A 14,489-nucleotide genomic window follows, 5' to 3' on the forward strand; every position below is an offset into this window, starting at 1 on the left:
GAATTCAAAAAAAATTAAAACTTAACTCATAAAAAAACAATCATGGCATCAGTAAACGTTTATTTAACATTTAATGGAAACTGCAGAGACGCATTCGATTTCTATAAGTCGGTTTTCGGAGGAGAATATCCTTACATCGGAACTTTTGGAGAAATGCCTCCAATGGAAGGGAAAGAACTTCCTGAAGAAGATAAGAATAAGATCATGCATGTTACCCTTCCTATTTCTAAGGAAACAATGTTAATGGGAAGTGACACAGGCGGAGAATGGGCTTCCAACTTCAAAGAAGGAAACAATTATTCTATTTCCATTAATGCAGAATCTAAAGAAGAAGCAGAGAAATTATTCAATGGTCTTTCTGCGGGCGGACAGGTTACTATGCCATTGGCAGATACATTCTGGGGCGCTTATTTTGGAATGTTTACCGATAAATTCGGCATCAATTGGATGGTTAATTATGACGACCCTGCCAAAATGCAGCAACATCCATAAGATTACTATTTTGTATCTGAACTATAGTTATAAGTTACCGGCAGTTATCCTGTCGGTTTTTTATTTGATATTATATTTGCATCCTGAAAATTTTTAAATTTGAATAAAGACAATAATGAGTAATCAAAAAAAATAGAATGATGAAATTTACCATTGAAGATATTAAAACTGAACATCAAAAAGTAAAAAGCGGAGCTGATTTCCCCCAATATATAAAAGCTATTAAAAATCTTGGTGTTTCTCATTATACAACTTATGTTGATGATGGAAACACAGCATATTTTGATAATGACAATGAATCTGCTCAAACAGGTCGGAAGTATGATAAGCTTGCCATCGCTGAAAATGTTAACCTTGACGGTTTTAAGACAAGATTGAAGCTTCATCAGCAGGGAGGTACAGATTATATGACATTTTGTAAAGACTGTGCAGAGAACGGAATCGAAGGTTGGGTAATGGATCTGAATGCAATGACCTGCAGCTACTTTGATAAAGATCGGAAAAATATCTTGGTAGAGCAGATTCCGGGTTAAAATAATTAGAATTAGAATAGTGGATCAGATTTAAAGGACTTGCTATAAAACCTTGATCGAGTCAACGATAAAAATATCGTTTGTTATTATTGATTAAAATTATTAATTTTGTTAAAACGATAGATAATAGTAATTGATAAACATGAGAAAGGTTTTTAGAAAGTTGGCATTCACCGTATTGAGTTTGGGATCCGTTTTGACAATGGCACAAAAAAGTGATTTAGGAGCCTGGTATATGTATTTTGGAAATAATAAAATCAGCAAAAAACTGAACTTGCATAATGAAGTACAGTACCGAAATTTTGATGCTATTGGAGATTTAGAACAGCTTCTGATCCGTACAGGAATCGGGTATGATCTGACAGAAAACAATAATAATGTTTTGTTGGGATACGGATTTATTCTGAGCCAGCCTTATGTGAAAGGAGAAAAAAAAGAAAATATAGAACACCGAATCTTCCAGCAATATATTACCAAACAGAAGTTCGGACGTTTTAACCTTCAGCATCGCTATCGTTTGGAAGAGCGTTTTCTCGAAGACGATTTTAGAATGAGATTCCGTTATATGTTAGGATTTAATATTCCGATCACTCAAAAAGAAATGTTGCCGAAAACACTATACGCATCGGTGTATAATGAGATTTTCTTGCATTTCAACAGCCCTGTTTTTGACAGAAACAGAGTCTATGGAGCCCTGGGATATGTGATTAATAAAAACATGCGGATTGAAGCCGGATATATGAATCAGATTCAGGAAAACAGAAACAGAGGGCAGATTCAGATTGGTTTTTATAATAATATACCATTTACCAAAAACTGATTTTGACCGTTTCTGAATGCGTTGATGAAAACTATTATCGAAAGAGATTAATTGAAATTTAACACAAAAAAATAACACATATGCATTCAGGAAAAAGATTTAGCGCACGGGAATTTATCAACTGGACAAGGCGTAGTATTTATGCCTTAATCGTATTAGCTTCCATTCCTACCATTCTGTATTTTTTAGGATGGAAATTCCTCTCTGTGCCCTGGCAGCCCATTGCTATTATGGGAACCGCCGTTGCATTTATTGTAGGGTTTAAAAACAATGCCAGTTACAGCAGACTTTGGGAAGCAAGACAGATCTATGGTGCCATTATTAACGACAGCCGGAGTTTTGGATATATTCTCAGAGATTCCCTTATAGGGAAAGATTCGGGTAGAGTAAAAGAAATGTTCCTTCGTCATTATGCATGGCTTACTGCACTTAGGTTTCAGCTTAGAGAACCGAGGGTTTGGGAAAATGCAGGGACAGCGCAGTTTGATGAGTATGCTAAAAAATATGATATTCCGGAGAGGCTTTCTAAGCTGGATGATGAATTGAAAAAATATCTTTCAGATACGGAACTTCAATATATTCTAGGTAAAAAGAACAGAGCAACACAATTGATGGCCAGCCAAAGTAGAGAGTTGTCTGAAGCTTATGAAAAAGGAGAAATCAATGATTTTCAATGGACGCAGATTAATCAACAGCTTGTAAAATTTACCGATAGTCAGGGAAAAGCAGAAAGAATTAAAAACTTTCCTTATCCAAGGAATTTTTCCTCTATTACTACTTATCTTTTGTTGCTTTTCATTGTATTTGTTCCTTTTGGATTGTTGAAAGAATTTGATAAACTGGGTGAAGGTTCCATGGTAGAAGGATGGACAATCTGGTTCAATATTCCTTTCTCACTATTGGTAACATGGTGTTTCCATACATTAGACAGCGTAGGAGAGGCATCGGTAAACCCATTTGAGGGAAGTGCCAACGATGTTCCTATTACCCAGATCAGCCGTACTATTGAAATTGATATGAGAGATATGTTGGATGAAACCGATCTTCCGCCAGCCATTACTCCGAAAAACAATATTGTACTTTAATTTAAAAAGATTAAAAATCTGCTTGAGATAACACAATCCAGGTTCAGATAATTAATTAATCTTAACAAAAAAATAATACTTAAAAAAACTAAATCAAAATGATTCACAGTTATGTTATAATATCCATTGTAGTCTTATTGTCTGTAATGATATTGGTAATGATTGGGCAGAAACTGAAAGTAGCTTATCCTATTTTTCTTGTCATTGCAGGATTACTGATAAGCTTTGTTCCGGGAATGCCCCGTGTAGAGATAGAACCTGATCTTGTATTTTTGATTTTTCTTCCTCCTATTTTATTTGAAGCCGCCTGGTTTACGTCATGGCAGGATTTTCATAAATGGAGAAAGCAGATCTTTTCTATGGCGTTCGGATTGGTGTTTTTAACATCAATAGTTGTTGCTTATCTTTCCTCTTCTATTATTCCGGGACTTACCCTAGCGATGGGATTCTTATTAGGTGGAGTAAATTCTCCACCGGATGCTGTAGCAGCGACTTCGGTACTGAAACATATGAAAATTCCTAAAAAGATCACCAATATTCTGGAAGGAGAAAGTCTGATTAATGATGCATCCAGTTTAATTGTATTCAAATTTGCTCTTGCAGCAGTTATTTCAGGACAGTTTATCTGGAGAGATGCTATTCAGGATTTCTTTACCATGGCCATTGGCGGAATTGCCGTAGGAGTAGCTGTTGGTTTTCTGTTTGGTGCGTTGTTGAGAATTATTCCTACCAACTCCAATATAGATACCGTGATTACACTGATTGTTCCTTATATCATGTATGTAGGAGCAGAACATTTCCACTTTCCGGAGTATTGGCAGTTGTTGCAGGCGGATTATTAATGTCTTATAACTCTCATTGCTATCTCAGCCATACCTCCAGGATACAGTCCGGGAATGTCTGGAGTGTTTTAATATTTCTGATGAACACCATTATTTTTATCCTTATCGGTCTTGAATTACCAATCGTGGTGGAAGGATTGACGGATTATACCGTTTCAGAAGGGATTTTTTATAGTGTGGTGATCGGTGGAGCAATTATCGGAACAAGAATAATATATAGTTATGCACTGATGTATTTTCCAAGAATTTGCTCTAAAGAATTGAGATTAAAATCTCCGAAACCGGATTGGCGTGAGCCCTTTATTATCAGCTTTGCTGCGATGAGGGGAGTGGTTTCATTGGCCGCAGCATTGTCAATCCCTGCATTTTTGCCCAATGGAGATGCATTTCCGCACCGAAATATCATCTTATTTGTGACCTTCGTTATTATCCTAATTACGCTAGTTGGGCAAGGGTTGCTGCTTTCTCCAATCCTGAAAATATTAAATATACAGGATGCAGGCAGTGAATTACCGGAAGAAAAACAAGAAGTAATCCTGATGCGCAAGCTTAAAGAAACAGCTTTACATAAGTTGGATAATGATTTTTCTGAATTGGCAGTCTCTAACAGTCTTGTACGTCACCAAAAACATAAACTGGAAAATGAAATGATGTTGATGGCAGATAAAGCCCAGTGTATGGCTTCTACCGGAGATTATGTAACAGCCATTAATGAAAATAAAGATGTCCTTCGTCAGATTATTCAGGCCCAGAGAAACGAATTGCATAGAATGAAAAGAGAAAAAATATTTGATGATCATGTGATGAGAACCATAGAAATGCAGTTGGATTTTGATGAAGCAAAGATCACTGGATTTTCTCACGGGTAATATGAAATACTTACGATAAAGTAAGAATAAAACGGCAAAAGTCACAAAAGGATTTAAGCTAAGTCTAAAATTAAGGTTAACTTGCATAAGCTCTTAAGTTTTGAAAATCTCCAGATTTTCAAAACTTAAGAGCTCTTTTAATAATAAGAATATTGACTTTAAAATAACTTAAGTGTCAAGATTCTTTTGTGACTTTTGTGGTTAAAAATAGCTTGTTAAACTTTAAAAATATGGATACACCAATCATTGTTCAGTACAAAATAAATGCTCCTATCGAAAGGATCTGGAAAGCATTAACCGATAAGAATGAAATGAAATCCTGGTATTTTGATATTCAGGATTTTGAACCGGAAGTAGGAAAAATCTTTAATTTCTACGAACCCGGAGGAGAAAAAAAATACCATCATCAGGGAGAAGTTCTGGAAATTATTCCCAATCAAAAACTAAAACATACCTGGACTTATCCCGATTTCTCAGATCAGAAAACAATGGTAACATGGGAATTACAATCTGATAATGATGGAACTCTGGTGACGCTAACTCATGAAGGTATTGAAAACTTTAAAGACTTAGGAGATGGTTTTTCTAGGAAAAACTTTACAGGAGGTTGGAATGCTATTTTAGGAACAAGTTTAAAGGAATACTTAGAAAAATAAAGTATGATAGAATTGCAATTGTTCAATATTAATGATGCTCCGGCATTGATTTCAAATATTAAGGATAAAAAAGCACTTCTCCAATTTGCAGGGCCAATGTACCATTTTCCTTTAACTGAAGATCAACTTGAAGCAGATGTATCCGATGAAAAGAGAACCTTGTTCAAAATTGTTGAAGCAGAAAATCAAAATACAATTGGACATGCCCAGATATTTTTAAAGGATACAACTTTTCTGTTAGGCAGAATATTAATCTGGGACGAAAACAATAGGGGAAAAGGATATGGAAAAAAAGTAATGCAGGAACTCCTGAAATATGGATTCAGGAACTTCAACAGGGAGATTGCGGAACTGAATGTTTACGATTGGAATACCAGCGCTATTGAATGTTATAAAAAGGTAGGCTTTACTATTGATCAGGATATCAGAAATGAAGCGAAGATTGATGATGAAACCTGGGTTTCACTCAATATGAAAATTCACAAGGATACTTTTAAACTATAGAATTATGAGCAGATTTACCGGACTTCGTCCCATGATTTGGACTGAAAACCTAGATGAAACCATAGGGTTTTATATACATATTCTTGGTTTTGAGTTGTTGGGAAGAAATGATGAATGGCATTGGGCTTCTCTTCGAAAAAATGAAGTGTATATTATGCTTTCCTTACCTAATAAAGAAGAAAGTCCTGCAACCATCGGCTTTACCGGATCATTTTATTTTAATGTAGATAAAGTGGACGAATTATGGGAAGATCTTAAAACAAAGGCTAAAATTTGTTATGAAATTGAAACTTTTGAATGGGAAATGAGGGAATTCGCAGTATATGATAATAATGGATATATACTACAATTTGGTGAACCTGTGGATAATATTGGCAATACGGAATAAAATTTGCTATTTTTGGGGAAATATTTAGAAAGTCAATGAAAAAAAATATAATAGCGGGTTTCGCAGCAATTTTACTTCTGGCATCTTGTAATAAAGATAAGGAGATTCTTAATACATTAAATACTTATAATAATTCAATGGAAGCAAAAGGATATCATTTTGGTGATAAACTTCAGCTTCCGAAAGAGGTTACGGAAAATGCAGAAAGTGTAAGCATCAGCTTTGGAGATAAAGAAACTACAGATCTTACTATTGATCCGAAATTTTTTACCTTAGGAGATAATGCGGTTACTTTTAATATCAAAACAAAAGGCGGTGAAACGTTGAATCAGGATGCAACTATCAATGTATTTGCAAAAAGTCCTGAAAAAAATATCGCTTACCAGATTGTAGCAGAATACCCTCACGATCCTAAAAACTTTGTGCAGGGATTCCAGGTGGAAGGAAACACAATCTATGAAAGTGATGGGCAAAACGGATCTTCACAGATCTTAAAATATACATTAGGGACAACTACTCCGCTTGCTTCTACGAAGCAGGCTCCTGAAGATTTTTCAGAAGGAAGCACTATTGTAGGGGATAAAGTATACCAATTGACATGGCAGAGTAAAAAAGGATATATCTATGATAAAAACTCTCTGAAATTGCTTTCAGAATTCGCTTATCCAAATGTATTGGGTGAAGGTTGGGGATTAACGTATGACGGGAAAAACCTGATCGCATCAGACGGAAGTAAGCTTTTATATTTCCTTGATCCTAATGATCCTTCAAAGCTCATTAAGTACATCGCAGTAGCAGGAAGCTCGCAGGCTTATGATCAGTTGAACGAGCTGGAATATCACAATGGATTTGTGTATGCAAATGTATGGCAGAAACCCATCATCCTAAAAATTAACCCAGCAACGGGAGAAGTTGTAGGTACATTTGATTTTACAGAAATTGCAAAACAAAATACCAAAGGAACAGATGATGTTCTGAACGGAATTGCTTTCAAAGGAGAAAATATGTTGGTGACAGGAAAGAACTGGCCGAAAATTTATGAAGTTCAATTGAAATAATTATTCACAATAGTTCATTTTATAAAAATAGCGTTCCTTAGGTAGCGCTATTTTCATTATTAGGAATTATAACATAGACCTTTAAAATTATGAAAAACTCCATTAAGCTCTATCTTATAAATGGTTTTGCTGCAATACTTTTGTTGACATCCTGTAATAAAAATAAAAAAATGATGGATTCTCTTGCGGATTATAATAATGCAATGGAAACCACAGGATATCATTTTGGTGATAAGCTCAAGCTTCCAAAAGAAGTTATTGAAAATGCAGAAAGTATTACCATTAGTTTTATGCAGGGAGAAAGTTCAAGTTTAGCAATAGATCCTAAATTTTTTAGTTTGGGAGATAATAAAGTTGTGTTTGTCATTAAAGCTAAAAATGGAGAAACTTTTAATCAGGATGCTACAATCAATGTGTTTACAAAAGGTAAAGAGAAAAATGGGGTCTATCAGATTGTAGCAGACTATCCTCATAATCCTGATAACTTTATAGAAGGTTTTCTGCTGGAGGGAAATACTGTTTATGAAAGTGATGGCTTAGAGAAAGAATCCCAACTGATAAAATATACTTTAGGTTCAATAGTTCCTACTATGGTAAGAAAACAGGCTGCTGATGTCTTTTCAGAGGGCTGTACAATAGTTGGAGACAAGGTCTATCAACTTACTTATCGTAATAAAATTGGTTTTGTCTACGACAAGAATACATTAGAAAAACTTTCAGAATTTCCCTTGCCTAATGTAATTGGAGAAGGCTGGGGATTAACTTATGATGGAAAAAATCTTGTGGCTACAGATGGTTCAAAATATCTTTATTTTCTTGATGTAAACGAGCCTTCTAAAGTTGTAAAAACAGTTGGTGTAGCGGGGAATACAGAAATATATGAACATCTTAATGAACTTGAATATCATAAAGGTTTTATTTATGCAAACATTTGGCATAAACCTGTCATTATAAAAATTAATCCTATGACTGGAGAAGTGGTAGAGAAATACGACTTCACAAAGTTGACAGATGAAAATAATCAAGGTGACAGTGAACATGTTCTGAACGGAATTGCTTTTAAAGGTGATAATATGTTGGTGACAGGAAAAAATTGGGCAAAGATTTATGAAGTTGCCATTAAATAATTAAAAGTGTAAATTGCTGACATTCTATTTAAAGAAAATATTTTTATATAAAACATTGAGATTAATTTACCTGATATCCCTTTTCATTTTCTGTACCTCTGCGGCGCAGAACGTTCTTCCTTTAGATACCTTGAAGCTGAAAGAAGCTAAAGATATGCTCGCCGATGACTACGGAAATCTGTATATCTATAAAAATAAAGACTTTAGTTTTACCAAATATGACTCTTTAGGGAAACAGATCGGGAAAATGATGCTTACAGTTCCTTATAAAGTACAAACGGTACAAAATCCTTTAAATGTCCCTTTATTCTCAGAAAATGCCCAGGAAATGAAATTTGTAGACCAAAATATGAATGAAATCCAGCGCATAGATTTTAAGCAGAAGTTTGGCTTTATCAGAATGGCCTATGCTGAAGATTTACAACAGCTATGGTTACTGGACGATAGTACAAAACGTCTTATACAATATAACTTCAGAAATGATACTACCATCAACTCATTTCCTTTTGACATCAGTTTTGAAGATCTGATGGATCTGTTGGTGTATGAAACGAAAGTGTATATTCTTACGAAAAAGCATATCAGAATCTATAATCTGAAATTTGAAAAACTCTTTGAAGCACCGGTGGATAACGGAAAACGCTTCAGAAGAGAGAATGATAATATTTTGGTGGTGGGCAATAATTCAATTGTAAAATATGTTCCGGAGAAAGGGATGAGTGTTGTTTTTGAAGATCCTGATGCACAAATTGTGGATAAAAACATCCTTTCTTATTTTGAAATCAAGGGGAACAAGCTTTATCTTTACAGCCTTGAAAAAGTAAAAAAAGCCAGACAGCAAAAACAACAGGAAGCTGAACTTCAGTCCATAGAACAATCTGCAGGGAAACCTGTAGAAAATTCTGAAGAAAAGCCCAATGGAGGAGGAATAGAAAAGAAAGTTTCTGAGAATACATTGGAAAACTTGGTTGAAGAAACGTCCGAAGTTCAGGCAGCAGGCTTAGAAAAGCTTATCAATTAATCAGTAAATACAAGGAAAAAGAATTATGCATATTGCAGTTACAGGAAATATTGGAGCAGGAAAAACAACTTTAACTACGATGCTTTCTAAGCATTACGGATGGGATGCACAGTTTGAAGACGTAGATCACAACCCTTATCTGGAGGATTTTTATTCAGATATGAGTAAGTGGAGCTTTGCACTGCAGGTGTACTTTCTGGGAAGCAGATTCCGTCAGGTAAAAGAAATCAGAGAAAGCGGTAAAAATATTATTCAGGATCGTACTATTTATGAAGATGCTCACATCTTTGCTGAGAACCTTAATGATATGAACCTTCTTTCCGACAGGGATTTTAATAATTATTCATCTGTTTTTGACTTGATGAAATCGTTTGTTTCAGCACCGGATCTTTTGATTTATCTGAAATCAGACGTTCCGAACCTGGTAAAGAAAATTTACAAAAGAGGACGTGAATACGAAGCGTCTATCAGTATTGAATATCTTTCAAAACTGAATCAGAAGTATGAAAAATGGATTTCCGGCTATACAGAAGGAAAACTTTTGATTATTGAAGTAGATGACCTTGATTTTGTAGAAAAACCGGAAGATTTTGGATTGATTTTGGAGAAAATTGAAGCAGAATTGCACGGTTTGTTTTAACAAACTTTTATCAAAGCATTAAGACAAGATCCATTGAATTCTTGTTAAATTTGTGATATGCAAGTTTAATTTTTTAAAATAATTAGAAATGTTAGTTAAGGTTTTACATAACGGAAACTGTTCAAAATCAAATGCAGTATTAGAGTATCTTGATGAAAACGGAGTGTCTTTTGAGATCATTAATATCATAGAAGATCCCTTAAGTATTCTGGAGATTAAAACCGTATTGAAGAAACTTAATCAAAGTGTTTTTCATATCATTCGTAAAACAGATAAGATGTATATCGAAAATTATGCAGATAAAAATTATTCTGAAGAAGAATGGATCAAAATTCTATCCGAAAATCCTTCGCTGATTCAAAGGCCAATTTTGGTAAAAGGTTCAGTAGCGATGCTGGGAAGACCAATTGAAAATGTGAAGTTCTTTATTGAGAAATAATCATTGATACATATAAAATAAAAAAGAGTCCGTTTTACAAGTTAAAACGGACTCTTTTTATTTTCCAGAAAATACGATGCTGCTGGAAATTGAAAGCTCTAATGATCTTTGGTGTTTTCCTTTTTGTTTCCTTTGGGCTGTTGAATGGTATGATATAGTCCCTCCAGTTCTTTTGGGGGATAGCCTGCATCAAACATAGCAGAAGTGTAGGCAGTACCTCCTGAAGTAATGATCAAAGTAGCAGATAATGCCCGATCAGAATACCTTCCTGTTGTAGGAGCTTTATAACTTGATATTTTGGAAAGATCAAGAGCTCCTGCTTGTCTTGCAATTTGCTCCCATTCAGAAGGATTCATTGCGTATTTTGTAGAATCATCATTGTAAACGGTAATTTTATAAGTGGGTGTAAAAATGGAATTACGGTTAATTCCTCTTGTTCTTTCTGTTAATTGTATTTTTTCTATTTTTTGTTGTTGAGTTGCGTTGGTTGATTTTTCTTCATTACTTCCATTTTTGTTTCGATTTGCACAGCAAATTGTTGATATTATTAAAATAATGCTTCCTAATGTTAAAAATACTCTCATTGTGTTATTTTTTATGTTATTTTAACTTTTGTTAAATAGTTGCTTTTTTAATGTATTTAATTATATATATTTGCTAAATTATAAAAAATATACTAATGAAAAACTCTATTATTTTAAAATCCTCTTTAGCCGTATTATTTTTTATGGGCGTAGGATTTTCAAATGCACAGAAGAGAGATGAAGGAAAACCTTCAAAAAAAGTGTGGGAGAAAAGGGAACTTGACTCTAAAGGAACAGAAAAATGTGGAACGGTTGAAAACGAAGAAAACTTACAGAAGAAGTTTCCGAAAAGATTATCTACAGAACAGTTTGAAGCATGGATTGCTCCTTTGATTGAAAAAGCGAAAGCAGACAAGTCTCAGATAGGGAATGTAATTACAATTCCGGTGGTAGTGCACGTTATTCACAGTGGTCAGAATGTAGGAGTTGCTCCTAATATTCCAGATGCTCAGGTAATATCTCAGCTTACTGTAATGACTAATGACTACAGAAGAAAAATTAATACTCCGGGTTATAATACCAATCCTGTAGGTGCTGATACTGAAATAGAATTTGTACTTGCAAAAGTAGACCCTAACGGAAACCCTACCAATGGAATCGACAGAGTAAACCTTTGTAGAGATTACTGGGGAAGAGGTGATGAAAGCCAGGGTTATACCAATTATCTAGACAGTATTGTAAAGACTAAGACCATTTGGGATCCTACCCAATATATGAATATGTGGAGCGTGGATTTTGCTGATAACGGTTTATTAGGATATGCTCAGTTTCCTTCTAATTCTGGCCTAGATGGTCTGAATGCCAATATGGGCCTGCTACTACAGATGGAGTAGTTGCAGGATATTCTACTTTTGGTAGTATGGATTATAATGATGGTACATTCATCATGCAGCCTGGCTATGACAGAGGAAGAACAATGACTCACGAGGTAGGTCACTTCCTGGGATTGAGACATATCTGGGGAGATGATGATTGTGGGACTGATTTTTGTGATGATACGCCTCAGGCACATACTGCAAACTATGAGTGTACTGATCCTATACCGAGTTGTACTAGTCCAAACATTTTTGAAATGGTTGAGAATTATATGGACTATACTAATGATACTTGTATGAATATCTACACTAACGATCAGAAAACAAGAATCAGAACGGTAATGGATAATTCTCCAAGGAGAATGGAGCTGAAAGCATCTACTAAAGATCAGCCAATTGCTTTATTCCCAAATGATGCTGAAATAAAATATGATGGTGGATGTTCAGTAGGTATTGTGAATTGCGGGCAAGGAGCATTACGTCTGCTTATCACAAACAGAGGTACTAGTAATTTGACATCAGCTGTAATCTCTTATAGCATGAATGGAGGTGCTGCTCAGACATATAACTGGACAGGAAATCTTACTCAGGATAAATCAAGTGTGATTAATATTCCTGTTAATGCATCTATAGCTTCTTCACCGGTTTCTTTCTCTATTGCTTCTGTAAATGGAACTACGGACCAGAGAAGTACTAACAATACTACAACTGGTAACTATGTAAAACCTGTTGCTCCTCAGTATTTTGGAACAACTACAGTTACCTTTAAGTTACAAAGAGACAGATGGGGACAGGAGACAAGATGGAATCTTAAAAACAGCGCAGGACAGATTGTAAAATCAGGAAGATATGGTAATACCAATCCTGGTGCGGCAGATCCACAACTTATTACTCAGGTGTGGGATTTACCTGAGGATTGCTATGTGTTTACAATATCTGATGATTTTGGTGACGGTTTAACCGGACAATTGGCAGGTGGTGTAACTGGATATGTAAAACTTATTACAGGTTCTGCAGGTACAGGACAGACTATCTTTGAATTGAATGGTGAATTCTCTTATGAAACTAAAGCGTTTACTACAAAAGAAAGTTTATCAACTTCAGAAACAGCTAAGAAAAACACTTTTGGAGTATATCCTAACCCGGTTAATGATATTCTAAATGTTACAGGCCTTTCAGGAGAATCTCAATTTGAAATTCATAATGCTGTAGGGCAGATCGTGAAAAAAGGAAAAATTAATGATAGTAAGATTCATGTAGCTGATCTTGTAAAAGGAGTGTATGTGATTACGATTAATAATGCTAAAGTTTCAGAGAGCATTAAGTTCGTTAAAAAATAAATACAGCAAAATAATAAGCTGATAAAACCGCCTCTTAGCAGGGGCGGTTTTTGTTATTTAAAAACAATTATATTTTTTTGAAGGAGTAAAGTTATCAAAAGAATAAAAAGCATAAAAAAACCGTTTCATTTTGATCATGAAACGGTTTCTTGTTTACAATAGAATAACGCCTTCTATTTTTGATACTTCTTTATAAATTTTTACTACCTGATCTGCATCTAGAACAAATGCGTTAATGTTGCAGGCTGTGTATTTTCCATTTTTGCTTTCGCGGTTTCCCAATGTAAATTTAATACCATCAAAAACTTTATAAATTTCAGTTAGTTTTGATTGATCTGTAGGAATGATAAATTTAAATAAATAATCCTCAGGAAAATCATGATGACCTTCCAGTTTCTCCTTTAAAGACTCGTAAAAATCTTCAGGACTTGCGTGTTGATTTCCTTGTAATATATCCATCTGCAATTGTTAATATAATATAAATATAACGATTTTTTTCCTATTTTCCAAATGGCCCTAATAGCGATTTAGAGTTCTGATGTTCATAATCTTCGATGATATTAAATAGACCGCTTACCAGTTGTTCAGAGGCAAGTTGACTCAGTCCTCCGGCGTTGACTGTATTTTTATTTCCTCCTAAAAGGTTGCCAAGAAAATTACTTCCAGCTAAAGCTGTATTGATTGTTTTTACAATTCCATATTCATTCAGCTTTTCATCTACCTTGGGCGCAATAGCCGCAATAAGCTGTTGAGATGTTTTCTCCCTCAAAATTTGAGTAGCAGTGGTTCCATCAATGATGCGGGTTACATCCTGAGCATTTAAACTGTTTACAGCTCCTTGTAATATCGGTTTAGAAGTATTTACAGTGTAAGCAGCTGCCTGGGCAATAAAATCCCTTTCTTTAGCAACTAATGAAGGTGCTACTTTTTCCAACATGGAATTGATTTCTCTAAGCTCTTTCGGAAGCGCCTTGTCTACCATATTGTTTTGTAAAAAGGCTTCTTTATTGGTGTAAACGCCCATTCCTTTATCAATACCATTGAGTAGCATCCTCTTAATAATAGAGAGTCCCATATCGGAAGTGGCCAGAGTTGTACAGGATTGTACGGTAGTGGTGATAACAGCACCGGTTCCTATAATAAGAGCCGCTGCAATGATATATTTTTTCATTGTTCTTTTTATTGCTTTTTTCAAAAACTGCACCAAAGGTAAATACTATTTTGTATTTAACAAAATATTAATGATTAGTGAATTATTTGGTGATTATTTTGGTGG

At 34.8% G+C, this 14,489-nt stretch carries 17 protein-coding genes and 1 pseudogene; 15 read left to right on the top strand and 3 right to left on the bottom strand.

The window, feature by feature from the left end; translation table 11 throughout:
• The first annotated feature begins 42 nt into the window (after nt 1-42).
• The 13 genes and pseudogenes from QWZ06_RS09980 (at nt 43) to QWZ06_RS10040 (ending at nt 10,474) form a co-directional block, all read left to right on the top strand.
• Nucleotides 43-492 carry a VOC family protein gene (locus tag QWZ06_RS09980; RefSeq protein WP_290297660.1) on the top strand — a complete coding sequence of 150 codons (450 nt, stop codon included), beginning with the start codon at nt 43-45 and terminating at the stop codon, nt 490-492.
• Nucleotides 493-629: 137 nt separating this feature from the next.
• Nucleotides 630-1,025 (top strand): DUF1398 domain-containing protein, encoded by a 396-nt coding sequence (locus tag QWZ06_RS09985; RefSeq protein ID WP_290297661.1) that lies wholly within the window; start codon nt 630-632, stop codon nt 1,023-1,025.
• Between the two features lie 142 nt (nt 1,026-1,167).
• A complete protein-coding gene (locus tag QWZ06_RS09990; RefSeq protein WP_290297663.1) occupies nt 1,168-1,845 on the top strand; it encodes a DUF2490 domain-containing protein in 678 nt (225 codons plus the stop codon).
• 80 nt (nt 1,846-1,925) lie between these two features.
• Nucleotides 1,926-2,930 carry a bestrophin family protein gene (locus QWZ06_RS09995; RefSeq protein WP_290297664.1) on the top strand — a complete coding sequence of 335 codons (1,005 nt, stop codon included), beginning with the start codon at nt 1,926-1,928 and terminating at the stop codon, nt 2,928-2,930.
• 158 nt (nt 2,931-3,088) lie between these two features.
• Nucleotides 3,089-4,641: pseudogene (locus QWZ06_RS10000) on the top strand (Na+/H+ antiporter).
• A gap of 230 nt (nt 4,642-4,871) precedes the next feature.
• Nucleotides 4,872-5,297, top strand: a complete 426-nt coding sequence (locus QWZ06_RS10005; RefSeq protein WP_290297665.1) for an SRPBCC family protein — start codon at nt 4,872-4,874, stop codon at nt 5,295-5,297.
• 3 nt (nt 5,298-5,300) lie between these two features.
• Nucleotides 5,301-5,801, top strand: a complete 501-nt coding sequence (locus tag QWZ06_RS10010) for a GNAT family N-acetyltransferase (RefSeq protein WP_290297666.1) — start codon at nt 5,301-5,303, stop codon at nt 5,799-5,801.
• 4 nt (nt 5,802-5,805) lie between these two features.
• Complete coding sequence (locus QWZ06_RS10015; protein WP_290297667.1) at nt 5,806-6,189, top strand: VOC family protein; 384 nt, start codon at nt 5,806-5,808, stop codon at nt 6,187-6,189.
• Nucleotides 6,190-6,224: 35 nt separating this feature from the next.
• Nucleotides 6,225-7,247: a glutaminyl-peptide cyclotransferase gene (locus tag QWZ06_RS10020; protein ID WP_290297669.1), complete on the top strand. Its 1,023-nt coding sequence runs from the start codon at nt 6,225-6,227 to the stop codon at nt 7,245-7,247.
• A 101-nt stretch (nt 7,248-7,348) separates the two neighbouring features.
• Nucleotides 7,349-8,374, top strand: a complete 1,026-nt coding sequence (locus QWZ06_RS10025) for a glutaminyl-peptide cyclotransferase (protein ID WP_378171023.1) — start codon at nt 7,349-7,351, stop codon at nt 8,372-8,374.
• A 55-nt stretch (nt 8,375-8,429) separates the two neighbouring features.
• Nucleotides 8,430-9,395, top strand: a complete 966-nt coding sequence (locus QWZ06_RS10030) for a hypothetical protein (protein ID WP_290297675.1) — start codon at nt 8,430-8,432, stop codon at nt 9,393-9,395.
• 25 nt (nt 9,396-9,420) lie between these two features.
• Nucleotides 9,421-10,035, top strand: coding sequence for a deoxynucleoside kinase (locus QWZ06_RS10035; RefSeq protein ID WP_236854996.1), 615 nt, complete (start codon nt 9,421-9,423; stop codon nt 10,033-10,035).
• Between the two features lie 88 nt (nt 10,036-10,123).
• Nucleotides 10,124-10,474, top strand: coding sequence for an ArsC/Spx/MgsR family protein (locus QWZ06_RS10040; RefSeq protein WP_290297683.1), 351 nt, complete (start codon nt 10,124-10,126; stop codon nt 10,472-10,474).
• A 98-nt stretch (nt 10,475-10,572) separates the two neighbouring features.
• Here the strand turns inward: QWZ06_RS10040 and QWZ06_RS10045 are convergent, their stop codons facing one another.
• Entirely contained in the window at nt 10,573-11,058 is a 486-nt protein-coding gene (locus tag QWZ06_RS10045) for a hypothetical protein (protein WP_290297685.1), read from the bottom strand.
• A gap of 95 nt (nt 11,059-11,153) precedes the next feature.
• On the opposite strand from QWZ06_RS10045, the gene QWZ06_RS10050 reads away from it, so the two are divergent.
• Complete coding sequence (locus QWZ06_RS10050; RefSeq protein ID WP_290297687.1) at nt 11,154-11,891, top strand: zinc metalloprotease; 738 nt, start codon at nt 11,154-11,156, stop codon at nt 11,889-11,891.
• A gap of 26 nt (nt 11,892-11,917) precedes the next feature.
• On the top strand, nt 11,918-13,213 hold the full coding sequence (locus tag QWZ06_RS10055; protein ID WP_290297689.1) for a zinc-dependent metalloprotease: 1,296 nt from the start codon (nt 11,918-11,920) through the stop codon (nt 13,211-13,213).
• Between the two features lie 153 nt (nt 13,214-13,366).
• Here the strand turns inward: QWZ06_RS10055 and QWZ06_RS10060 are convergent, their stop codons facing one another.
• Both QWZ06_RS10060 and QWZ06_RS10065 read right to left on the bottom strand, forming a co-directional pair.
• Entirely contained in the window at nt 13,367-13,672 is a 306-nt protein-coding gene (locus tag QWZ06_RS10060; RefSeq protein ID WP_290297691.1) for a DUF493 family protein, read from the bottom strand.
• 40 nt (nt 13,673-13,712) lie between these two features.
• Nucleotides 13,713-14,384, bottom strand: a complete 672-nt coding sequence (locus tag QWZ06_RS10065; RefSeq protein WP_160137557.1) for a DUF4197 family protein — start codon at nt 14,382-14,384, stop codon at nt 13,713-13,715.
• Nucleotides 14,385-14,489: the final 105 nt, after the last annotated feature.

Origin of the sequence: Chryseobacterium tructae, from assembly GCF_030409875.1 — a bacterium.
GTDB classification, from domain to species: Bacteria; Bacteroidota; Bacteroidia; order Flavobacteriales; family Weeksellaceae; genus Chryseobacterium; species Chryseobacterium tructae.

Coding starts and splice junctions, on each gene's coding strand:
- QWZ06_RS09980 (WP_290297660.1), top strand. CDS start 43: ATGGCATCAGTAAACGTTTATTTAACATTTAATGGAAACTGCAGAGAC.
- QWZ06_RS09985 (WP_290297661.1), top strand. CDS start 630: ATGATGAAATTTACCATTGAAGATATTAAAACTGAACATCAAAAAGTA.
- QWZ06_RS09990 (WP_290297663.1), top strand. CDS start 1,168: ATGAGAAAGGTTTTTAGAAAGTTGGCATTCACCGTATTGAGTTTGGGA.
- QWZ06_RS09995 (WP_290297664.1), top strand. CDS start 1,926: ATGCATTCAGGAAAAAGATTTAGCGCACGGGAATTTATCAACTGGACA.
- QWZ06_RS10005 (WP_290297665.1), top strand. CDS start 4,872: ATGGATACACCAATCATTGTTCAGTACAAAATAAATGCTCCTATCGAA.
- QWZ06_RS10010 (WP_290297666.1), top strand. CDS start 5,301: ATGATAGAATTGCAATTGTTCAATATTAATGATGCTCCGGCATTGATT.
- QWZ06_RS10015 (WP_290297667.1), top strand. CDS start 5,806: ATGAGCAGATTTACCGGACTTCGTCCCATGATTTGGACTGAAAACCTA.
- QWZ06_RS10020 (WP_290297669.1), top strand. CDS start 6,225: ATGAAAAAAAATATAATAGCGGGTTTCGCAGCAATTTTACTTCTGGCA.
- QWZ06_RS10035 (WP_236854996.1), top strand. CDS start 9,421: ATGCATATTGCAGTTACAGGAAATATTGGAGCAGGAAAAACAACTTTA.
- QWZ06_RS10040 (WP_290297683.1), top strand. CDS start 10,124: ATGTTAGTTAAGGTTTTACATAACGGAAACTGTTCAAAATCAAATGCA.
- QWZ06_RS10045 (WP_290297685.1), bottom strand. CDS start 11,058: ATGAGAGTATTTTTAACATTAGGAAGCATTATTTTAATAATATCAACA.
- QWZ06_RS10050 (WP_290297687.1), top strand. CDS start 11,154: ATGAAAAACTCTATTATTTTAAAATCCTCTTTAGCCGTATTATTTTTT.
- QWZ06_RS10055 (WP_290297689.1), top strand. CDS start 11,918: ATGGATTATAATGATGGTACATTCATCATGCAGCCTGGCTATGACAGA.
- QWZ06_RS10060 (WP_290297691.1), bottom strand. CDS start 13,672: ATGGATATATTACAAGGAAATCAACACGCAAGTCCTGAAGATTTTTAC.
- QWZ06_RS10065 (WP_160137557.1), bottom strand. CDS start 14,384: ATGAAAAAATATATCATTGCAGCGGCTCTTATTATAGGAACCGGTGCT.